This is a genomic window from Leuconostoc aquikimchii (assembly GCF_040838325.1).
GTDB classification, from domain to species: Bacteria; Bacillota; Bacilli; order Lactobacillales; family Lactobacillaceae; genus Leuconostoc; species Leuconostoc aquikimchii.
This window is the reverse complement of record NZ_JBFPER010000001.1, coordinates 169,965-190,929: the sequence shown is the minus strand read 5'-3', so window position 1 is coordinate 190,929 and position 20,965 is coordinate 169,965. Positions and strand designations below refer to the sequence as shown.

Annotated in this window: 20 protein-coding genes, 1 tRNA gene and 1 riboswitch; of the genes, 3 read left to right on the top strand and 18 right to left on the bottom strand. The window is 36.8% G+C overall.

The window, feature by feature from the left end; genetic code table 11:
* Window positions 1–34 precede the first annotated feature (34 nt).
* On the top strand, window positions 35–1,201 hold the full coding sequence (locus AB3K24_RS01025) for an MFS transporter (RefSeq protein ID WP_367973356.1): 1,167 nt from the start codon (window positions 35–37) through the stop codon (window positions 1,199–1,201).
* A gap of 64 nt (window positions 1,202–1,265) precedes the next feature.
* Here AB3K24_RS01025 and AB3K24_RS01020 read toward each other — a convergent pair whose 3' ends face one another.
* Window positions 1,266–2,093, bottom strand: coding sequence for a LysR family transcriptional regulator (locus AB3K24_RS01020; RefSeq protein ID WP_367973354.1), 828 nt, complete (start codon window positions 2,091–2,093; stop codon window positions 1,266–1,268).
* 119 nt (window positions 2,094–2,212) lie between these two features.
* On the opposite strand from AB3K24_RS01020, the gene AB3K24_RS01015 reads away from it, so the two are divergent.
* Window positions 2,213–3,217, top strand: coding sequence for a YeiH family protein (locus AB3K24_RS01015; protein WP_367973352.1), 1,005 nt, complete (start codon window positions 2,213–2,215; stop codon window positions 3,215–3,217).
* Window positions 3,218–3,366: 149 nt separating this feature from the next.
* Here AB3K24_RS01015 and fabI read toward each other — a convergent pair whose 3' ends face one another.
* From fabI to thiE, 8 genes are all read right to left on the bottom strand, one after another.
* Entirely contained in the window at window positions 3,367–4,122 is a 756-nt protein-coding gene (gene fabI / locus AB3K24_RS01010) for an enoyl-ACP reductase FabI (RefSeq protein ID WP_367973350.1), read from the bottom strand.
* Between the two features lie 113 nt (window positions 4,123–4,235).
* The gene (locus AB3K24_RS01005) at window positions 4,236–5,864 is read right to left on the bottom strand and encodes a leucine-rich repeat protein (RefSeq protein WP_367973348.1); all 1,629 of its coding nucleotides are present in this window, start codon (window positions 5,862–5,864) and stop codon (window positions 4,236–4,238) included.
* 214 nt (window positions 5,865–6,078) lie between these two features.
* Window positions 6,079–7,290 (bottom strand): Zn-dependent hydrolase, encoded by a 1,212-nt coding sequence (locus tag AB3K24_RS01000; protein ID WP_367973346.1) that lies wholly within the window; start codon window positions 7,288–7,290, stop codon window positions 6,079–6,081.
* A 3-nt stretch (window positions 7,291–7,293) separates the two neighbouring features.
* Window positions 7,294–8,523: an MFS transporter gene (locus AB3K24_RS00995; protein WP_367973344.1), complete on the bottom strand. Its 1,230-nt coding sequence runs from the start codon at window positions 8,521–8,523 to the stop codon at window positions 7,294–7,296.
* Entirely contained in the window at window positions 8,520–9,296 is a 777-nt protein-coding gene (locus tag AB3K24_RS00990; protein ID WP_367973342.1) for a thiazole synthase, read from the bottom strand. The genes AB3K24_RS00995 and AB3K24_RS00990 overlap by 4 nt, the downstream gene beginning before the upstream one ends.
* A gap of 18 nt (window positions 9,297–9,314) precedes the next feature.
* Window positions 9,315–9,962, bottom strand: a complete 648-nt coding sequence (gene thiF / locus AB3K24_RS00985) for a sulfur carrier protein ThiS adenylyltransferase ThiF (protein ID WP_367973340.1) — start codon at window positions 9,960–9,962, stop codon at window positions 9,315–9,317.
* A 23-nt stretch (window positions 9,963–9,985) separates the two neighbouring features.
* Window positions 9,986–10,186: a sulfur carrier protein ThiS gene (gene thiS, locus AB3K24_RS00980; RefSeq protein WP_367973338.1), complete on the bottom strand. Its 201-nt coding sequence runs from the start codon at window positions 10,184–10,186 to the stop codon at window positions 9,986–9,988.
* 39 nt (window positions 10,187–10,225) lie between these two features.
* Window positions 10,226–10,861, bottom strand: a complete 636-nt coding sequence (thiE, locus tag AB3K24_RS00975; RefSeq protein ID WP_367973336.1) for a thiamine phosphate synthase — start codon at window positions 10,859–10,861, stop codon at window positions 10,226–10,228.
* 90 nt (window positions 10,862–10,951) lie between these two features.
* A riboswitch (TPP riboswitch) is annotated at window positions 10,952–11,049 on the bottom strand.
* Between the two features lie 121 nt (window positions 11,050–11,170).
* Here thiE and AB3K24_RS00970 point away from each other — a divergent pair.
* Window positions 11,171–12,001 carry a VOC family protein gene (locus tag AB3K24_RS00970; RefSeq protein ID WP_367973334.1) on the top strand — a complete coding sequence of 277 codons (831 nt, stop codon included), beginning with the start codon at window positions 11,171–11,173 and terminating at the stop codon, window positions 11,999–12,001.
* A 138-nt stretch (window positions 12,002–12,139) separates the two neighbouring features.
* Here AB3K24_RS00970 and AB3K24_RS00965 read toward each other — a convergent pair whose 3' ends face one another.
* The 9 genes from AB3K24_RS00965 to xylB all read right to left on the bottom strand — a co-directional run bounded on the left by AB3K24_RS00965 (window position 12,140) and on the right by xylB (window position 20,902).
* The gene (locus AB3K24_RS00965) at window positions 12,140–13,105 is read right to left on the bottom strand and encodes a cation:proton antiporter (RefSeq protein WP_367973332.1); all 966 of its coding nucleotides are present in this window, start codon (window positions 13,103–13,105) and stop codon (window positions 12,140–12,142) included.
* Between the two features lie 147 nt (window positions 13,106–13,252).
* Window positions 13,253–13,666 (bottom strand): iron chaperone, encoded by a 414-nt coding sequence (locus AB3K24_RS00960; RefSeq protein ID WP_367973330.1) that lies wholly within the window; start codon window positions 13,664–13,666, stop codon window positions 13,253–13,255.
* Between the two features lie 339 nt (window positions 13,667–14,005).
* Window positions 14,006–14,854, bottom strand: a complete 849-nt coding sequence (locus AB3K24_RS00955) for a metallophosphoesterase family protein (protein WP_367973328.1) — start codon at window positions 14,852–14,854, stop codon at window positions 14,006–14,008.
* A complete protein-coding gene (locus AB3K24_RS00950; protein WP_367973326.1) occupies window positions 14,851–15,960 on the bottom strand; it encodes an ABC transporter ATP-binding protein in 1,110 nt (369 codons plus the stop codon). The genes AB3K24_RS00955 and AB3K24_RS00950 overlap by 4 nt, the downstream gene beginning before the upstream one ends.
* 10 nt (window positions 15,961–15,970) lie before the next feature.
* Window positions 15,971–16,789, bottom strand: coding sequence for a carbohydrate ABC transporter permease (locus AB3K24_RS00945; protein ID WP_367973324.1), 819 nt, complete (start codon window positions 16,787–16,789; stop codon window positions 15,971–15,973).
* Entirely contained in the window at window positions 16,782–17,672 is an 891-nt protein-coding gene (locus AB3K24_RS00940; protein WP_367973322.1) for a carbohydrate ABC transporter permease, read from the bottom strand. Before AB3K24_RS00940 ends, AB3K24_RS00945 begins: the two co-directional genes overlap by 8 nt.
* A complete protein-coding gene (locus AB3K24_RS00935) occupies window positions 17,659–18,942 on the bottom strand; it encodes an ABC transporter substrate-binding protein (protein ID WP_367973320.1) in 1,284 nt (427 codons plus the stop codon). Before AB3K24_RS00935 ends, AB3K24_RS00940 begins: the two co-directional genes overlap by 14 nt.
* A gap of 257 nt (window positions 18,943–19,199) precedes the next feature.
* Window positions 19,200–19,287 (bottom strand) — tRNA-Ser (locus tag AB3K24_RS00930).
* A 100-nt stretch (window positions 19,288–19,387) separates the two neighbouring features.
* Window positions 19,388–20,902, bottom strand: a complete 1,515-nt coding sequence (gene xylB / locus AB3K24_RS00925) for a xylulokinase (RefSeq protein WP_367973318.1) — start codon at window positions 20,900–20,902, stop codon at window positions 19,388–19,390.
* Between the last annotated feature and the right edge of the window lie 63 nt (window positions 20,903–20,965).

The window sequence follows — 20,965 nt, the reverse complement described above, 5'->3', positions numbered from 1 at the left end:
AAAAAAACTTTTATTAAACATGGGAGAATTTATGATGGCTAAATCTAACCGTTTTTTATTAATTATTGGTACTGCCTGGATGATTGATGCTTTAGATGTGGCGTTACTATCATTTATTATGCCGGTGTTAAAATCAGAGTGGCATCTCAATGCAACACAATTAGGTGTTGTCGCGGCCATCACTTCTGTCGGTATGATGATTGGTGCACTACTATGTGGTAAACTTTCAGATATGTTTGGGCGAAAAAAGATTTTAATGGGCACACTAATCTTATTTTCACTCAGTAATTTAGCACTGGCTTTTGCCCCAAACGTCACTTGGTTTATAGTGATTCGTTTTGTCACAGGTATTGGCCTTGGCGGTGAACTCCCCGTCGCGGCAACTATTATCGCTGACCGCTACACAGGCAAGAAACGATCGCAAATGTTGGTGCTGAGTGATAGTTTTTGGGCTTACGGTTGGATTTTTGCGTCATTAATTGCTTTTTTTGTCATCCCAAATTTTGGTTGGCGTGTCGCCGTCATGTTAACCGCACTTTTTGGCGGCTATGCCCTCGTTTTAAGAAAACATCTGCCACCAGACCCTACCGTAAGCGTTAAACGCGAAACACAGTCGTTTCGACAATTACTATCTCCAGAAAACAAATGGCCTTTAATTTTGATCAGTATTGTCTGGTTTATTGTCATGTTAACCTACTATGGCATTTTCTTATGGCTGCCTAGTGTACTAGTTTTGCGTGGCTTTTCAATTGTCAATTCCATAGGTTATACCTTAATCATGAGTATCGCCCAACTACCTGGTTACTATTTAGCAGCTCACCTTTTATCTAAAATCAGTCCTAAAAAATTATTAGTCACTTATCTGCTCGGTACAATTGTTTCAAGCTTAGTTTTCGGTCTTTCAAATAGTTTGCCTATTATCTTAATATCTGGTGCTTTTCTGTCATTCTTTGATCTTGGGGCTTGGGGCATTTTAATTGCACACACCCCAGGCATGTTTCAAACAACAATTCGTGGCACAGCTATGGGAGCTGCGCAATCTGTTGGTCGCTTTGGTGCCACAATCGGCCCATTTCTTGTTGGCTGGTTGCTGAATATGCAATTAAGCATTGGGTTCATTTTCAGTTTATTTGTTGTCCTACTACTGATTGCCATTGTCATCATTCATTTTGGTATTAAAGACCCCACATCAGAGCAGTGAAAAAAGTAGGTCATTCACGATATGAATGACCTACTTTTTTCATTGCCAACATTTAACACCATCGTTAGAGCTGTTTAGCAATATTTTCTAGAATAGCAATAAAATCCTGAATCTCAGGATGATTATTATGTTGGTGATTAATCAAGTAAAAATTACGATTAAAACTATCTGGCAGCTTTTTATAAGGCACATTTTTTGGCAACGTTTGACTACTAACAATAGATTTTCCAACATTTTCTGACAGCATTTTGACAATAATGTCATTATTCGTAATGGTTAAAAAATGTTCTGGTACAATATTTTGCTGCTTGAAATATTGTTGCATATAATGATAAACGCCTGATCCTTTTTCTCTCACTAGCCACGTGTCGGAATCAAGATTTCCTGCTAGTACCAGCTGATCTTTAGCCAACGTATGGCGTACAATAAAATCATTTGTGATGGGCTTTTCAATGAAACCCAAATCAAATTGCTTATTCAATACACCAGCCAAAATCTCTTCAGAATTATGCATTTCTAATTTTAAATTCATACTATTAAGCGTCACTTGTGATAATTGTGCTATGATTTTTGGCAACAAAACCGTTGCCGTCGTCTGTGAAGCGCCAATACTAATATTGGCTCGCGTGCTTTCTGTTGTTAAATCTAAACTCGCCGTTGCCTCTTGCCAGTCATCGAGTAACTGCGTCGCATGTTGATAAAAACGACGCGCATTTAGTGTTGGCGTCAAAAACATACGCCCATTACGGTCAAATAATTTGACATTTAACTGGTCTTCTAGCTGTTTGATATGCACGCTAACTGTTGGTTGCGAGATAAAAAGTTGGTCTGCCGCTTTTGAAAAAGATCTTGTTTCATACACAGCAATAAATGTTTTTATTAGTTTAAGCATCGGCCCTATCCATTACGTTTATTAATTAAATGTATTATAAACATTTATTTTACAAATAGCAAATAAACGCGTAGCATAAGAATTGACGAAAAAATATTGGGTAGTTTAGGAGAATAGTTGTGAGAATAAAAGCTAACATGTTAAACGGTATTATTGCTACCGTTATTTTATCAATCATCGCCAAAGTTTTAGCGATATGGTTACCGTTTTTAGGCGCCGAAGCCATTGCCATGTTACTCGGTATATTACTTGGAAACACCGTTCTAACCGGTGCAACATGGGCACCAGGTATGAAATGGGCTGAGAAATTCCCAATCGAAATCGGTATTGCACTCATGGGCTTAACAGTCACATTACGAACAATTGAAAAATTGGGTATTAACGGGCTCTTGTTCATCTTAATTCAAATGACCTTAACAATTGTTATTGTCCTCTGGTTAGGTGGTCGTATATTTAAGGTGTCAAAGCAGTCCGCCATGTTAATGGGTGCTGGTAACGCTGTTTGTGGGTCAAGCGCTATTGCATCGGTGTCACCTGCAATTGGCGCAACCGATGATCAACGCCGAACGACCGTGGCAACAGTTAGTTTAACTGGTGTGGTACTATTGCTTGTGCTACCGGTCATTGGTCCTTACTTAGTAGGTAACAATAACTTATTGCTCGGCGCATTAGTTGGTGGCGTCGTACAGTCAGTTGGTCAAGTTGTTGGTACTGCTGCTTTGATCAACCCAACCGTTGTCACTTATGCTACTTTATTTAAAATGTTGCGTATCATTTTACTCACTGTCGTTGTCTTAATATTCGCAAAGATGGCGCAAAAAGACGATGCTAACACTCAGATTGCGACACCTAATAAGGGTAAGGGCGTTAAAGTCCCTTGGTTCATTATTGCCTTTGTGATTTTACTCTGCGTGAACAGCTTCGTTTCGTTACCACACCTCATTAATAGTGGCGCAAAAACAATTTCTGGTTTTACTGGTGTCGTTAACTTAGCGGGAATTGGTTTAAATCTTAAACTTGCCACAATTAAAAAGTCTGGTGGTAAGTTCTTAACGTACGGATTAGTGACTGGTGCCGTACAGGTCATTCTAGCAATAATCTTAATTCATCTTTTATTTAATTAAATATTTTGACATCAAAAAAGCACATCACGGGTAAAAAAGTAATTTTTGCCCATGCTATGCTTTTTTAGTTTAGATTGTAAAATGAAAAGCTAACCCCAAACCTTAGAGACAAATTGGTCCGCTTTACTACTGACTTACGGGCAAATAAACTAAATAAGGTGAGTCCCTTTATCAACGTAAATTGTGTCACCAACGATGCCGCTAGCAATCGAGCTTAACAAGAATGCTGCTGTATTGCCAACTTCTTCAATCGTCACGCCAACACCATCAACGGTACGTTCATCTGAGATTCTAATTAAATCATTATGACTTTTAACACCAGTAACGGCTAATGTTTTAACAGCACCAGCTGAAATCGCGTTAACGCGAATATTTTTATCAGCTAGATCACGTGCCAAGTAGCGAACTGCTGATTCAAGACCTGCTTTAGCAATTCCCATAACGTTGTAGTTAGGTATAGCTCTTTCAGAGCCCATATAAGTGAGGGTTACGATTGCACTATGGTCATTCATAATTTCACGACCATACTTAGCAGCTGCGATTAATGAATAGACACTAATGTTTTGAGCCAATGCAAAGCTGGCAAGTGTGCCATCAGTAACTTTATTATCTAAATCACTCTTTTCAGCATAGGCAATCGCATGGACAATCCCATCAACTTTTCCAACTTTTTGAACAATAGTTGTAAAAGCAGCTTCTATATTTTCCGGCTTAGAGACATCACATTCAACTTTTAAAACTGAATCATCAACAAATCGGTCTAGGCTGCGCTTCATGCGATCATTTTGATAAGTTAAAATAACTTGACCGCCTTGATTGATAATTGCTTGCATACAACCAAAAGCTAGACTACTTTTATTTGCTACCCCCATAATGATAATTTTTTTATTATCTAAAAATCCCATATTCAGAACACCTCTTAATTTTAAATTTTATTATATAAATTATGACCTATTTTAATAAAATTGTCAACGGCGTACACTAAAATGATTGAGTGAGCAGTATAATGGCTACTGCCTTAATCTAATTTATCACCGCTGTTGGCGTCAAACTGATGCACACTGCCGTCCTTAAAGGTAACCGAATACCCTTTAACTTGTGTGCCATCTGGATTAAAGTAATACGTATGTCCAGCAATAATATGTTGCCCTGTTAAAGGCAGACCTTTATTGTCTAAGTATTGCCATTCACCGTTGGGCATCTTCACAAATCGATTTTTGATTTGATTATTTGACTGCGTTATTGCTGCAACACCAAAAGGGTACAAAACGGCAGAAAAATTCTTTTCCGAGGGCATTTGATTAACAGCAATAGTCAATGCAATTGATCGTTGTTGATTAAATAAGTTACCGGCAAAGCTACCAGAACCTACGCGTTGTAAACTTGATGGTAACGTGACGTCTTTAATCTGATTGTCTAAAAAGGTGCCATCCCCCATTGATTGCAAGGTATTGGGTAAATTAATGCCTGCTAGCTTATTACTAGCAAAAATAAAATCATTTAACGCCGTCATATTGTTATTTGGAAAATTAATTTTTGAAATATTATTCGAGGCAAAAGCATACCAGCCAATACCTGATATGTCAGGATTCAAACGATTAGGCAGTGTTAATGTATTTGAAATTTGATTATCATAGAACGCAAAATTGCCGATTTGTTTCAGTTTTGCTGCTTTAGAAAAATCAACTGCCACGATTCCTAATGATTTAAACGCATTGTCAGCGATTTTCGTCACGTTAGCTGGTATAACAATCGTTTTACCAAGCGTTGTCACCCCTGACTTGACGCCTGTAATCACAGATGAATTCTGAGCATCATAGGTAAAGCTGTTAGCCGCATTGATGTTTCCTGGCGTTCCAGTGCTGTAAGCTTGATGCTTTAAAGCATACTGATTAGCTACCTGAACAGCTTGACCAATATTTTGACCAAATGTTTCATAGCCATACCAACGAATTGGTTGCTTGCCGCTACTATTTAGGCGATTATTCGGTAGCACGGCAATACGTGATGCTTGATTACCATAGAATGCCCCTGATCCAACATTTAAATCATTCGTATCCTTGATCGTTGTTAAATCAACGTTACTTAACCGATCGCCAGCAAAGGACCAATCTCCTATTGCTGTGATAGTTGATGGTAGATGAACTGCTGTTAGGTTAGGATTTTTGGCAAAAGCACCATCATTAATATGCGTCACACCGTTAGCAAATGTCACCAAATTAATGGCATTATCGTAAAATACATACCACCCTAAATTATTATCGTTAAGATTAGGATAATTAACGGTGCTTAAATGGTTTTTAGCAAAGGCAAAATCACCAATAGACTTTAGTTTGGTAGCAGAATTAAAGTCAACGCGACCAATACCCTGATTATAAAAAGCTGTATTGGCAATGCTTGTCACAGTGTTTGGAATAACGACTGTCGCCCCTATGTGTTGTGGTTTCCCATCTGAAAAACCATATAGTACGCCATCTTTAACTTTTAAAGATGGTTGTGAAGCGGTATCAGCATGAACTATTGTGTGATTAAAATTAATCATCATCGTCGCTAAAAATAGGACCAATAGTGTTTTGAAGACATCCTTGTTTGCTTGCATTCCTCCAAAAAAGTCCCCCATAGTTATCGTCTTATTACTAAATTTCATATTCAATTTCCCCCAGTTATTCTGACGTGCTGTAACCACGTCTCCTCATGATGTCCTCTTGTTTACATGTTAGATAAGCAATACCTGATCTAACATGTGAACAAGGTAGCAATAATCTCTTTTAGTTTATCATATTTTTGTTATCTCACCCAATTGTTATTATACCTACAATAAAAAAAAGTCCACTTGTGAAGTGAACTGTCTAACCTGTACATCAACTGCAATAGGCTAAATCATATAATACTCTCTTCAGCACACGTTGACCTGCTAAAAGATCAAACTCAGCCGTATTCTCTTGTGGCACATGGCTGACGCCATTTTGACTTGGTACAAAAATCATCACACTAGGTGCTTTACTGTTTGCTATGACCTGTGCATCATGGCCCGCCCCAGAAAACAGCCTTTCCCCCACTAATTTTTCTTGTTTCGTACTACGGATTACTTGTTGTTGCAGCTGATAATCCATAGGCGTTGCCACAACATTAGTTGTTAAACGATAGGTCGCCCCAACAGCATTAATGATTTGAGTTACCTGCTCAAAAGCTTGGTCCAACACATTCTGATCTATGTGCCTGATGTCTAATGCTATATCGACTTTTTCCGGTATAACATTCGCTACATTGGGGAAAGCAATGATTTTCCCGATTGTAAATCGTAACCCTTTCATCAGTTCCAAAGATGAATAAATTTTAGTCATAAGGTCAACGGCTTTCCGCATGGCATCAACGCGTCCGGACATTTGAGTTGTTCCTGCGTGATTACTGATGCCTTTTGTTGTTATCAGTAGCCGTTTCTGCCCAACAATATCTGTTACGACAGCAATGTTAGCCGGCGATTGATCTAGTGTATTACCTTGCTCAATATGCAATTCAATATATGACCGAATTTTAAAATCAGGTATCCCTATCGGCGTCACTTGTCTTAATTCAGTCACGCGATTTTGCCGTTCTTGGTTAAACGTTGCACCTGTGCGATCTTTTAAGTTAAAAACAGCATCATCTAATTGATGTGTGAGGTAGCGCGATCCTGTAAAGGTGGCATCAAACCGCGAACCCTCTTCTTCGGAAAACGAAACCGCACACAACGGTATTTTGGGTGTCCCAAATTTCTGAAACAATTGTCCAACAGCTAAAACACTAGACACAACACCATAAATACCATCTAACCAACCCCCATTTACCACCGTATCCATGTGTGAGCCTGTCAAAATAACTGGTTTATGGCTAATATGATCACTTGTTGCGGCATAAATAGTTCCCATTTTGTCACAAAAACAATACAGACCGTAATCGTTAGCAATTGCAACATATTTTTTTTGCGCCAATGACCAATTATCATCATAAACACATCGGGTGACGCCTCCCATCGACGTAGCCCCTAACTGTTTAAATTCATGTAATAATGTCATTAATTTTTCGTCATTCATACGCTATACACTTCTTTTTTCAGGCATTATTAAACTAAACATGACTACGCCAACAAGAAGCAATATTGCTGAAAGATAAAATCCTGTGACCATACTACCCGTCAAATCCATCAAAAATCCCATGATCGTCGGTGCTAAAATTGAGGCAATCATACCAAAAAAATTATAGACACCAAATGTTGTCGCTAATTGCTTATCAGGTGCGTTTTTTTTCACCGTATACAATAAAATAGGATCAATTGTCATTTTCCCAGTCATACCATAAACAATAAGCGATACGACTAGCACAACATGACTATTACTTGCCATCCCTGTCACAAGTGATAAACTCGAAATAGGCACAAGAATTAAAAGTAAACGTCTGGCATTGGTGATTTTATCGTTTAATCTTGCAAAAATCAACGCACTTGGCACAGCAATAACTGGCACAATTGAGGCGATCCAACCAACGTTAGATCCACTAACATGTCGATAAGTCGTTAAAAATAAAGGTAACCAAGTCAGCATTGTAATTTGACCATAAATTGAGGCAAATAACATGACATAAGTACCTACTAACTGCTGGGTAAATAAGGCACGAGTAGTATGTATTTTTTGATGACTAGTCTTTGATTGTGATATTCCCATGCGATTTTCTGACGAATGATGAGTATGTTTAACCACAGTTAAATACAAGATACCCACAATTATCGTTGGTATGCCAACAATAATAAATGGTACAGACCAGTGCATATGATACTGTAACACAATATAACTTGATATGATTGTCCCAGTAATTTGTCCAATTGCTTGACCTGAATTAATAATTGCCAAACCGATTGTCAAATATTTGTTAGGTATATTTTGTGATGATAAACCAAAAGAAGCACCATAAAAAGTGCCTTCACCAAGGCCAACTAACGCACGTAAGACTAAAAATAAGCCAAAACTTGTGACTAATCCTGAAACAACAGTCATTACTCCAAAAAACACACAGCCTAGACCAATAAGCCACTTTTGATTACCGCGGTCGGCTAATTTAGCAAAAGGTATTTGCGAGACTGTATACGTTAAAAAAAATACAGAAGAAATCATGCCTAATGCGACATTATTCAAGCCAAATATCTTTTGGATTTCTGGCATAATCGGATTCAATACTGTACGATCAGCATAAATAAATAGCCATCCAAAAAAGTTTAATGCAACAATTTTAAGCCAATAAGTATCAACAGCGCCTTTTTTGGTCGTTGTCATTCTTTTGTACGACTAATACCTGATGTTGGAGATGACGCCTCAGCTTTGTCGTTAATCACACGTCCTGGCTTTGCCAAATAGGCTTTACGTCCTGCTTCAATCGCTAATTTGAATGCTTCAGACATCAACGGTATATTGCCCGCCGTGGCCATAGCTGTGTTTGCCATAATTGCATCAGCGCCCATTTCCATTGCTTCTGCTGCTTGACTTGGCTTACCAATGCCTGCATCAATAATCACTGGTACATCAATCTCATCAATCAATATTTGTATTAAATCTTTATTGGCTAAACCTTTATTAGTGCCAATTGGTGCGCCCAATGGCATCACTGTCGCTGCGCCAGCATCTACTAACTGCTTTGCAATATTTAAGTCTGGTAACATGTAGGGCATCACAATAAATCCCTCATTTGCCAACACTTCAGTCGCTTTTAAAGTTTGATAATTATCAGGTAGCAAATACTTTGTATCCGGAATAACTTCGAGCTTAATAAAATCACTACCGCTAAGTTCGCGCGCAATACGCGCCATTCGAATCGTCTCTTCAGCATTACGACATCCCGACGTATTTGGTAAAATCGTCACGTCATCTGGAATGTAATCCAAAATATTTTCTGATGAAGCATTCGAGCGGCGCAACGCCATCGTAATAATCTGAGCACCAGCATACTTGATAGCAGAATCAATCAAGTCATATGAGTACTTTCCCGATCCAAGTATAAATCGAGAAGTGAATTTGTGCCCTGCTATAATTAAATCATCATTTTGTCGCATTATTTTTTCCTTTTATCATTAGATTTCTATTTGATTAACGAGCAGTTGTAAAATCATATTCGCTTGATGTCCCGCACAAATAATCACACGTGGTGCCATCAAACCTTCGACCCCAGCCGTTGTCTGATCGCCACAAATATAGACATTTTTCCGCATCTTGCGTGTCACAATGTTATTAGCACTGTGTATACCTGCCAAGCCATTCCCCATCACAATCGGCTTTTCAGAGAAAATCTCACGTGCCGATTGCAGAATCACCGCTTTACTTGTTGGATCGTCAAAGGCTTCACAGATAACATCACTTGTTTTAAATAACGCTTCAACATTCTCATAAGTGACTCGCGTCTGCACCGTCGTAATATCTACAAATGGGTTAAACTCTAAAATGTTTTGCTTTAAAGCAATCACTTTGGGCACGCCAATTTGGCTCAGTTTAAATTGTTGTCGGTTCAAATTACTATAATCAACAACATCAAAGTCAATCAATGTTAAATGTCCGACGCCTGAACGGGCTAATGCAATCGCAATATTAGAACCCAAACCACCAGCGCCGGCAATCGTAACATGAGCTTGCGCCAACTTTTCCTGTGTGCCTGCCACATTCCGGGTTTTCATTTGCATATATATTTCAGAAACCTCTGTGCCATCAATACTTATCTTTTCCATGTCCTCTACCCTCATCATTTTTCTTAACCACCACCAACAAATGAAATCACTTCAATATCATCTTGATCTTCAAGCAACAAACTATCATACGTTTCTCGCGTCACAATCGCACCATTGCGCTCAACGACAACGCGCGCTGTTTGCACCTCGAGGAGACTTAACAATTCCAAGATACTTTGCCCAGCATGTGCTACCGTGTTGGTCTTGCCGTTCACTGTAATCATACTAACCCCGCCTTATCTTTATTTATTGAACAACTATTGTTACACCAGCTGTTCAACACTTTTTAAACAATTTAACACCTTCGTACGTACGTTTTCTGCCTGCATAAGTTCACTAACCATGCAAACACCTGAAATGCCTGTATTTTTCAAACTGAGAATATTATTTTCTTTAATCCCACCAATGGCATTGACTGGTATATCCACATGATCAACAATGTCTTTTAATGTTGCTATTGTGGTATGTTTTGTGATCACCTTTGTTTTTGTTGGGTAAATGGCACCAACACCGAAATAATCGGCCCCCTGCGCCTCAGCTGCTTTAGCATGTTGAACATCTTTGACTGATACACCCAAAATTTTATCTTTACCAATCAACTGACGTACGATCTTAATCGGCAATTCATTATCTCCAATATGTACGCCAGCTGCATTCACAGCCAAACAGATATCAACACGGTCGTCGATAATTAACGGTACGTTGAATTTATCCGTAATTTTCTTTACTGCAACTGCTAAATCAAAATATCGTTTTGTCGTGACGTTCTTTTCTCTCAATTGAACTAGTGTTACGCCACTGTCACAAGCTTCAAACACAACGTTCAAAAATTGCTCATCTGAATAATCATACCGATTTGTAACTAAGTACAGTGAGTAATCAATATTTTTATTAACCAAACCTATCTAGCCTCTTTTCGCCATTTCAATTCCCAAACATAAAAAAACTGCTTCTCACGTTAAAATACGCAAAAAACAGTTCGACAAATAATATTATCAATCATATCTTCCTACGCAGATTCTAATCTGATCAGGTTATATGGGTATTTCTCAGCCAGTAAAACAGTTAGGCACCCCAGATATCTTTATTTAATTATACGTTCATGGTACACCACGTCATTGTCTGTGTCAATATTAAACAAATATTACTAGACAAACCAGTCAAAAACCATTAATATTACTTATAAATAGTAAGTAGAGAGGAACAACATGTTAAATATTAATTACAACATCGAACACTTGACACTGATGGCAGACAATGAGACAATGATGCGCCGTTTTTATCGTGATATTTTGGGTCTAATTGAAATGCAAGCCAGCAATCATAGCTATTCGTATGCTTTTACAAACTCAGATACACCATTTTTAACGCTGATTTTTGATGGGCACAAAACTAGCAAACCACAGGCAGGTCTTTATCATTTCGCATTGCTTTTCCCGGATACTGCTTCCCTAGCAAGTCTTATCGAACGTCTGATTCTCATTGACTACCCTTTAGGGGCAGGAGATCATGATGTTAGTGAAGCGTTTTACTTAAATGATCCCAATGGCAACGGTATTGAACTTTACCATGACCGTCCTGAAGCACTTTGGGAATGGGATAATAATTTTATTAAAATGGGCACCAAGGATGTCGATGTTCAGACATTACTACAAACAAAGAAAAGTGATTGGTCTGGCTTTCCTGCTGATATGAAAATTGGTCATCTCCACTTTGTTGGCAATGATCTCACAAAGGGTGATGATTTTTTCATCAACAGCTTAAAAATGGCATTAACAGCAAAAATTAGCGATAGTGCCCACTTTTATTCACACAATCGCTATCATCACCATCACGCTTATAACACCTGGTTAGGCCGCAATATTACGCAACGTGGTGATCAAGATAATGGCTTACTAGATTGGACTGTATCGGTAGATAGTTCCTACTTTAACTTATTACAATCAAACTTGAGTGACAGAAATGTATCTACAATAGCAGGGCAAATCTGGTTAACTGATCCTTTTGGTAGCCAATTAATCATGATTGAAAAAAATTAAATTAATCCGGCGTCTTAGACGAAATTCATGATGTGAACCGAATAATTTGCTGGAATCAGAGGACATTCTGTCTCAATTACTGAGCGCCATCAATAAACTGTCTAAGAAACCGAGTTTTAGTATGACCAACTATTTATTTTAATTCACGCGACTAAACAACGGCTTCATCAATATTGGCGCAATGATAGTTGAAACCATGATAACGACAACGAATTCCGCAGACACTGCATCCCCAATAAGATGAGAAGTTATCCCTATTTGTGTAATCACCAAGGCCATTTCGCCTCTGGAAATCATGCCCGCGCCAATAGCTTGAGCAACCGTTTTATTTAAACCAGCTAATCTAGCCCCAAATAACGAGCCAATAAATTTTGTCATGACAGCTAAAACACTGAATAAAATAATTGGTATTAATTTATCATTCAAATTTTGAATAGCCAACCCTAAACCAATCGCACCAAAAAATATTGGATAAAATAGCCAGTTTCCCAAACCATTGAGCCCGCGTGCCAGCTGATCAGAAAATGATAACTTTCTTAACATAATGCCTGCCGCAAAAGCAATTAAGGGCAACAAACTGCCCAATCCAAGTGTACCACCACCAATAAATACAGAAAATAGTGTCACTGCAATTAATGCAATCACGTCATCAAGCACCGCCGCAGATAAAATTATGGCGCCCATAGGCGTTGCAAGCTTCTTTTGTTCTGCTAATACAGCTAAAGTAATCGCTATAGATGTGGCTGAAAAGACAATGCCCGAAAATATGGCTACTTTTAGTGTATAACCCATTAATATAAAGACGATAGGAAATAATATGGCAGGCACCACAACACCCATAATCGCAATTAAAGTTGATGCCTTAATATATTTTCTCATCTCTTTAACATCAGATGCCATACCAGAATTTAACATCAGTATGAAAATACCGATTTCTGACAATAAATGAATCAAACTCGTCGGTTGTACGACGTTCAATACACTCGATCCGAGTATGATCCCTGATAAAAGTTGTCCCACAACCTCTGAAAATCCGAGTTTTATTGCTATCTTTCCAAAAATAATAGTAACAACAATTAGTAACGCAATAACTACATATGACATATTTTATCTCCTTAAATAGAAAAAACTTCAAAAAACAACTGGTTCCCCGACCAATTCATTTCTTGAAGCTCTCGCCCAACCGTGATTTATTTAATTGACTTAATCATACCATGACTTGTTCTTCAATATCAAACAGCATACATATCATCATTTCTGAATACTTTTCCCAATTAAAACACTAAGCTGTTGACGAACAGCCGGCGTTATTTCTTTGATTGCAAAGGCTGTTGGCCAAAAAGCGCCTTCATCTAATGACGCAGTATCATTGAACCCTAAAGTTGAATATCTTGCTTTAAATTTAGTCGCCGGTTGAAAAAATAGTACAACTTTTCCGTTATCATTTGCATAAGCAGGCATAGAGTACCAAGTCTTTGGTTTTAATTCTGGCGCGATTTTTTTAACAAGCTGATGAATTTCAATCGCAATTTTTGCTTCATCAGCTGGCATCTCAGAAATTTTATCTAACACATCCGCTTCTGTATTTTTGGTTTTTCTCAGTTCCCCAGCTCGTTCTTTCATTGCCTCACGTTCAAAATCAGAAAAGGTATTTTTATCCGTCATCATTTTTCTCCTATACTGAATTTCTAGACACTAATAAATCAGGTTGGCACGATCATTGATTTTTTTGATGTATGGCTAACATAACATATTATACAGCCAATGTCGTTGCCAAAGTAATAAAAAAGCTGATTGCTCCTATACTGAAATTCCGGACTACTTTCTTTCTAGGGCACAATCCGAGATAGTAGTGTATAGGGGCACTTTGACATTATTATATGACAGAATAGTTTCAAGTGAGATTACAAAAAACTCCCTTTTTAAAACAGTTTTTATTATTTAAACTGTCTCCTTATAAAGAGAGTGTATCATCAAATTAAGTTGGTAAAAAAATTGTTTATATTAAGATCTCTGAAAAATATCCGATTTGATAAAATCAGTATCTGTAATTGGAATGGTTTTCACAGTTTTCTGTCCACAATACAAGTATCGATTTTCAACGCCTAGTTCCATATTTTCAGAGAAAGTAACTATGTTATACCCAACTACGTCGCTCACATAATGTTGATGATGTTTCCTACAATCAATATGATACGCTGTTGAATCAGATACACTATTTAATATATTATCAGTTAAATAGGTTGTTGCAAAATGAATGTGCCCTGAAAAAATACCTTTCACATTACCATTTTTACATGTCTGTAGCAGATCAAGGCTATTTTGCAATATGCTGAATTTCATGTGTTCTAATGGAGGCCCAACTAGCGGGTGGTGCATAAATATTAAAGCTGGCGTCTCTGGGCTTTTTTGGAGGCTATTGCGCAACCACTCCAACTGCTTTTTATCCAAATAGCCTTGTTCTAAGTTATCAAATGTCGTATCTAAAAAGTAGTTATCAATTCCTGAAATGCTTTTTTTATAATAAAACTTTTCTTGTGGTGTCTCCTCCATATAACCCAAATAAAATTCTTTGGTTCGATCATGATTTCCTAAAATAACGAAAATTGGAATTTGTAAATTTTTTTGTTCCTTTGCTATTATTTTTTTCAAGTGCGCATAGTCCGTAGCTATCCCTTCATGAATTAAATCACCTGTGATTACTACATAATTTGGCATGTTTTCCATTTTTTTTATATCGTCAAAAACAAGTTGTAATTTTTTATATGGATCTAATTCTTGATTAAAAGAGGGTACATTGCCGTCAGGTGTAAGATGTGTATCTGAAATATGAATAATTGTTTGAGTTTTCATTGCCCATTATCCTTTGAATATTCAATATTTTGCTTAGTAACATAATTAAATAAAATAATTCGACTTTCTACAAATGTTGCATATACGCTTGCCCTTTCTTTAAAGTCGTTGTTGGTGGTAATAGCCTTAATTAGTTGATTTTCACCAACTTTAAGAACTAATTCTTGATAACGCCCGTAGTCTACTATCTTATCGATCGTTGCTGGCAATGAATTGTTACCCGTTGCTGATTTAGTCACATTAACATTTTCTGGACGAATCCCTAAATAAAGTTTTGTTTCAGTTTGTTGAATCTTTTTCAACCGCATTTCATTTGAAATTAAAGAGTAGTTATCAAAATATACACTACCATTATGATGAATACTACCTGTTAAGATATTAATTTGAGGAACACCAACAAATTCAGCTACAAAAAGATTGACAGGATTATTATAAATATTGTCAGGCGCATCAATCATTTGAATTATGCCATCATTCATTATGGCTATTCGATCTCCCAATGACATAGCTTCTAATTGATCATGCGTGACATATACAATTGTTTGATGCCTTTCATCGTGCATACTTTGAATTTCATCTCGTGCTTTTTCTCTAAGCTGCACGTCAATATTTGACAATGGCTCATCCAACAGAAATATATTACTTTTTTTGGCCATACCTCTTCCTAATGCAACACGTTGCTTTTGACCACCTGATAATTCTCCGGGTAAGCGGTCTTTATAATCTAACAAGTTCAGTGTATCTAATATTTTATTTAAACGATTTTCTCGTTCATTTTTTGGCACTTTGTGAACTTTTAGTGCATACTCTAAATTTTGATAAACAGTCATATTTGGATACAATGCATAATCTTGAAAAACCATCGCAAAACTATTCTCAAAATCATTATTTTTGTCCGCGCTTTTGCCATTAATCAGTATTTCACCACCACTTGCTTTTTCTAAACCAGCCATCATACGTAAAGTTGTTGATTTTCCACAACCAGATGGTCCTAACAAGACTAAAAATTCCCCCTCATTAACTTCTAAATTCATTGAATTAATAATAGTAGTTTTTTTAAATATTTTTGTGACACCTTTTAGTTGTATAATCTTGTTTGTATCCATGCTGATTTCCTCACTTTAATCCAGAATTACTAATGCTATTTAAAATATATCGTTGGAACACTAAATAGATGAGTAACGGAACAATAATAATAATAGTTGATAACGCCATAGCTAAGGGGAAATTAGTCCCTCCTTCGCTTGAAATATAGTTTTGTAAGGCCAAAGGCAATGTGAAACTACTTTTATCTTTCAAAATTAATGTTGGCCATACGTATTCGTTCCATGAATTAATAAAGAAAATTGCACCAATACTGATAATACTAGGACGTATAACTGGAATAATAATATTTGTCAATATTTTGTGAGAAGGCACACGATCAATTCGAAGAGCCTCCGTTAAACTTGATGGAATTTTGTTCATTGCATTTAAGAAAAGCATAATTCCTGTAGCGTCAGCCAATTGAGGTAACGCAACACCAAATGCAGTATTTAATAAATTCATCTTTGAAATAACGAGATAGTTTGGAATCATAACAACAGTAAATGGTACAAATATCGTAGAAACAAAAAATAAATATAACCATTTTTTTCCAGTAAATGAAAAATACTTGAAAGCGTAAGCTGAAAGTAATCCTGTTACGATCTTTCCAATTGTTACAATACTAGCCATGAAAAAAGTATTCCAAATTAGCTGTATCAAATGTACCTGTTTACTTAAAGTTTGATAATTAATAAATGTCCCATGCTGTGGAAATATTTGTAGCATTGAATGATACGAATCTTGGAGTGTCTTAAATGAGTTAGATATCATAAAAACAACAGGTAAAATTAAAATCAATGATAAAATGATAAGTACAAAATGCCAGCCATTTACTTTAAAATTAAACATAACTATTTGATTTTCCTTCCACAAATCTCATTTCTATATAACATAGTACTAAAAATAATAAAAATGTTAATATCGCAAGTGCAGAAGCATTTCCCGTTTTATATAAGACAAAGGCATTCAAATAGGTATGATACAAAATGTTTGAGGAACCATAATAAGGCCCTCCTTGTGTAATAACACTGATTGGTGTGAAGACATATTGCAGTCCTTGTACTATAGTCAAAATCAACACATATATAGAAATGCTTTTGTTTAATGGCAATACAATATTCCAAATCACGCGCCACTTCGGAATATTATCAATTTTAGCAGCATCAATTAAGTTGCTAGGAATAGATCCTAATCCTGTTAGCAGTAATACAAAATTATAACCAAACACCTTCCAATTTGTAATCATACATATAATAACTATTACTAGTCCAGTTGAGTTTGTCCAGTTTGGTAATGTCATACCAAACATTTTCATAATTGATGCTAATGGACCTGAAACAGGATTCATAATCCAAGAAAAAAGCATTGCACCAACAACGAGTGAAAAGATACTCGGTATGAAAAATATAATTTTATATGGTCCTTTCATTTTTCCAATAAAGAATTGCACGATGATCGCGATAAAATATGGGAAAAAAAAGTTAAGCAGTAATAACAGTAATATATAAAACAAAGTATTCAATAATACTTTTCGATTAACTGGATCAGAAAATATTGTAATGTAGTTCTGTAATCCCACGAAATTTTTAGTTGGCGCAATGAGATTCCAGTCAAAAAAGCTCAAATAAAATGTATATATTATTGGAATTATCATAAAAACCAACAGTACAACTACTGTTGGTAAAAGATAAACAGTTGTTAAAAAATGTCTCCTTTTATTATTGCTGTTCATTTATCTTTTCCTGTGCTGATTTCAAAGTTGTTTTTACATTACTACCGGATAATATTTTATCTCTGGCATCAATCATTGTTTGCTCAGCATCAAGTCCATTTTTAGGGAAAGATGTCCATGCTACAGCCGTTTTAAGTTGTGCACTTGCTGGCTTAAGCATTGGATTTTCGTTTAGATATGATTCGAATGTTTTTGATTTCATGGCGCTCGTAGTAGGTGGTAAATACCCAGTCCCTTTGCTCCATGTTACTAATGAACTGTTTTTGTACATATATTTTTCAAAACTCCATGCAGCTTTTTGTTGTTTACTTGTACGAGCAGTTATAGCTAACATTGATCCCCCGACTGGCACAACAGATTTATGCCCCTCAAAATGAGGAGATACTATCGCTGTAACATCAAAATTTGCACTTTGCTTAATATGCGAGGCTTGTGCCACGGTTGTATAAGCCATTGCCACTTTGCCATTAACGAAGTCGTCAATACCTTGTGCCCACGGAGCATGTAATGCTGTTTTATCTTTATTAACCATGTCTTGATAAAGTTGGTAAGATTTTATGCCAGCTGAACTAGCAAAAGAAGCTTTACCGTTTTTTTCAATAACACCACCGTTACTTAAAATTAATGATTGTTGTGCCCAAGTATCACCCGGTTCTTGCATATACAAACCAAATTCACCACTTGCTTGTTTGATTTTTTTGGCTGCATTGCTAACTCCTTCCCACGTATCTAAACTCTTTTCATCTATCCCATATTTATTCAACATCGTTTTATTGTAGTACAGAATAGGCGTGCTTAATGAATAAGGTAGCCCAACAACATTGCCTTTACTGTCTTTAGCAAAGGCTAACGTATGATTTGAAAATGTCTTTTTAATAAATGTTTTTTTACTGTCAAATTTACTTTCTGCACTTTCCGGTGTTAAGTATTTAAAATTATCCGAAAAATAATTTGTATAAGCCCACCCAATTTGAACTACGTCTGGTACTTTTCCAGATGCTTGAGCAGATTGCAAGTTTTGCATCAATCCTTGATACATATTCGGATTATACTTAGCGGTTACTTTAACATACTTGTGTGCTTTATTAAAGTTCTTAACAAGGGCATCAACCGATTGTCCTCCTTGTGTCTGTGCATTAACATGCCAATATGATATGTTAACTACCTTTTTCTCACTACTTGCACTAGTAGTATTTACTAGGCCATAACTTAATGCTACTAATGAAATAGTGGCAATCGCTACAGTGTATACAGCTTTTTTCATTTTCATCTTCATTTTTTCCCTTTCTCAATAATCAAATGATAACGCCACATTATTGTTATTCATCATCAAAAAAGTATTAAACTTGTAGTTTTCATGTATAGAATATTTTACAAACAAAAAATGTTGATATAATACTTACTCGTTTATTTAAAATATTTCTCTAAAAATACCTTTTTGTATATAATATTATGAACCTTTTTTTGTACAAAAAAGGCGCTACATCAGGTTTATAAAACCTGATGTAGCGCCATGATCTATTATAGTGGAGAAGAAGGGATTCGAACCCTCGCACGCTTTAACACGTCTACACCCTTAGCAAGGGCGCCTCTTCAACCGCTTGAGTACTTCTCCATAACAGATACTAATATACCAAATAAATGAGATATTAGCAAGTGTTTTTGATATATTATTCAGTTTTGGTTTAACTTATGGCGGCTAAAACACTTTAAAATTAATTACTTTTTGTTTGACGGCGATATGCCATTAAGTCATGTGAAATTTCTGTAGTAGCTGCATACACTTTCTTATAAATCGTATAAATTTGTTTATACTTAGCCACTGCTACTGGGTTTGGTTCATAAGTTGTACCGAAACTAATAAAGTCCTTGGCTGCATCTTGCACGGAATCAGACCAACCCAAACCAGTTGCAGCTAACATTGCTGCGCCAATTCCTGGACCTTGCTCGTTTGCTAAAGTTATCACTTTTTTGTTAAATATATCTGCTTGGATTTGCAGCCAAAGCGGACTTTTTGCCCCACCACCGATAGCAACCACTGTGTCAAAGTCCGCGCCTTCACGGTCGTAAATAGCCATTATGTCCTTAAAACTGAAAACGATTCCTTCCAAAACTGCACGAATAAAGTCTGAACGCGTATGTGTTCGATCAATACCAGTAAAACTAGCTCGAATATCAGCATCTGGATATGGTGTTCGTTCGCCAGAAATGTATGGTGTGAAAATCAAACCGTTAGCACCCTCGGCTGAATCAGCTGCCTCACTAACCCATTCTCCGAAAGGCACATTCTGGCCAAAGACTGACTTGAACCAAGAATTTGCGTCTCCAGCGGCCAAAGTCACACCCATTGAATAAAATTTGTTAGGAATTGCATGATTAAAGAAGTGAATGTCTCCCCTATAGTCGACATCAGCAGTGTTTTCAAATTTGGCAACAACACCAGAAGTTCCAATTGATGACATGACCATATTCGATTGCAGTAAACCGGCTCCAATAGCACCAGCTGCATTGTCAGCAGCACCGCCAAATACCTTAGTAGCTGTTGATAAACCAGAGAATGTGGCATATGAGTCAGAAATGTTTCCTGCAAAACTAATTGATTCAATCAATTCTGGAAAGAATGAAGCTGGTAAATCAAAAGCTTCTTGCACATCTTTTGACCATGTTTTGTGCACCACGTCTAGCGCGACAGTACCCGCTGCGTCTGAATAATCCATGGCTAATTTACCTGTCATTCGATATCGCAAATAATCTTTTGGTAACAAAAATGTCGCCGCTTGTTTAAAAATTTCTGGTTCATTTTCTTTTACCCAAAGAATTTTTGGCAAAGTAAAACCTTCCAGCGCATGATTTCGCGTGATCGCCACAAACTTTTCAGACATCTTTTCAGAAATTTCTTTTGTTTGCGGTGTCGTCCGCGTATCGTTCCACAAAATTGCTGGCCGTAAAACTTGATTTTTGTCATCCAACAACACTAAACCATGCATTTGACCAGAATATGAAATACCTGCAATTTCTGCCGGTTTCAAGCCATCTTTCAAAATTAAATTCACAATCGCTACTGTTGTGCCATTCACCCAATCTTCAGGATTTTGCTCTGACCAACCGGGATGTGGTTGCGTTAATGGATAGTCGAAACTTTGTTGTGCTACAATGTGCCCCTCACGGTCAACAGCAGAAACTTTAACAGATGATGTGCCTAAATCAACACCTAATACAACTTGTGCCATGTTTTTTTCTCCAATATAGTTTGATTTTTTTAATGAGATATTCGCACACATGCCTCGTTTAAA

Excerpts from the sequence above, each read along its gene's own strand:
- AB3K24_RS00955 (WP_367973328.1), bottom strand. The coding sequence starts at position 14,854 with ATGAAAACTCAAACAATTATTCATATTTCAGATACACATCTTACACCT.
- AB3K24_RS00950 (WP_367973326.1), bottom strand. The coding sequence starts at position 15,960 with ATGGATACAAACAAGATTATACAACTAAAAGGTGTCACAAAAATATTT.
- AB3K24_RS01005 (WP_367973348.1), bottom strand. The coding sequence starts at position 5,864 with ATGAAATTTAGTAATAAGACGATAACTATGGGGGACTTTTTTGGAGGA.
- AB3K24_RS00935 (WP_367973320.1), bottom strand. The coding sequence starts at position 18,942 with ATGAAAATGAAAAAAGCTGTATACACTGTAGCGATTGCCACTATTTCA.
- AB3K24_RS00995 (WP_367973344.1), bottom strand. The coding sequence starts at position 8,523 with ATGACAACGACCAAAAAAGGCGCTGTTGATACTTATTGGCTTAAAATT.
- AB3K24_RS01000 (WP_367973346.1), bottom strand. The coding sequence starts at position 7,290 with ATGAATGACGAAAAATTAATGACATTATTACATGAATTTAAACAGTTA.
- AB3K24_RS01025 (WP_367973356.1), top strand. The coding sequence starts at position 35 with ATGGCTAAATCTAACCGTTTTTTATTAATTATTGGTACTGCCTGGATG.
- AB3K24_RS00960 (WP_367973330.1), bottom strand. The coding sequence starts at position 13,666 with ATGACGGATAAAAATACCTTTTCTGATTTTGAACGTGAGGCAATGAAA.
- thiS (WP_367973338.1), bottom strand. The coding sequence starts at position 10,186 with ATGATTACAGTGAACGGCAAGACCAACACGGTAGCACATGCTGGGCAA.
- AB3K24_RS00945 (WP_367973324.1), bottom strand. The coding sequence starts at position 16,789 with ATGTTTAATTTTAAAGTAAATGGCTGGCATTTTGTACTTATCATTTTA.
- thiF (WP_367973340.1), bottom strand. The coding sequence starts at position 9,962 with ATGGAAAAGATAAGTATTGATGGCACAGAGGTTTCTGAAATATATATG.
- AB3K24_RS00970 (WP_367973334.1), top strand. The coding sequence starts at position 11,171 with ATGTTAAATATTAATTACAACATCGAACACTTGACACTGATGGCAGAC.
- AB3K24_RS01020 (WP_367973354.1), bottom strand. The coding sequence starts at position 2,093 with ATGCTTAAACTAATAAAAACATTTATTGCTGTGTATGAAACAAGATCT.
- fabI (WP_367973350.1), bottom strand. The coding sequence starts at position 4,122 with ATGGGATTTTTAGATAATAAAAAAATTATCATTATGGGGGTAGCAAAT.
- AB3K24_RS00940 (WP_367973322.1), bottom strand. The coding sequence starts at position 17,672 with ATGAACAGCAATAATAAAAGGAGACATTTTTTAACAACTGTTTATCTT.
- xylB (WP_367973318.1), bottom strand. The coding sequence starts at position 20,902 with ATGGCACAAGTTGTATTAGGTGTTGATTTAGGCACATCATCTGTTAAA.
- AB3K24_RS00990 (WP_367973342.1), bottom strand. The coding sequence starts at position 9,296 with ATGCGACAAAATGATGATTTAATTATAGCAGGGCACAAATTCACTTCT.
- AB3K24_RS00965 (WP_367973332.1), bottom strand. The coding sequence starts at position 13,105 with ATGTCATATGTAGTTATTGCGTTACTAATTGTTGTTACTATTATTTTT.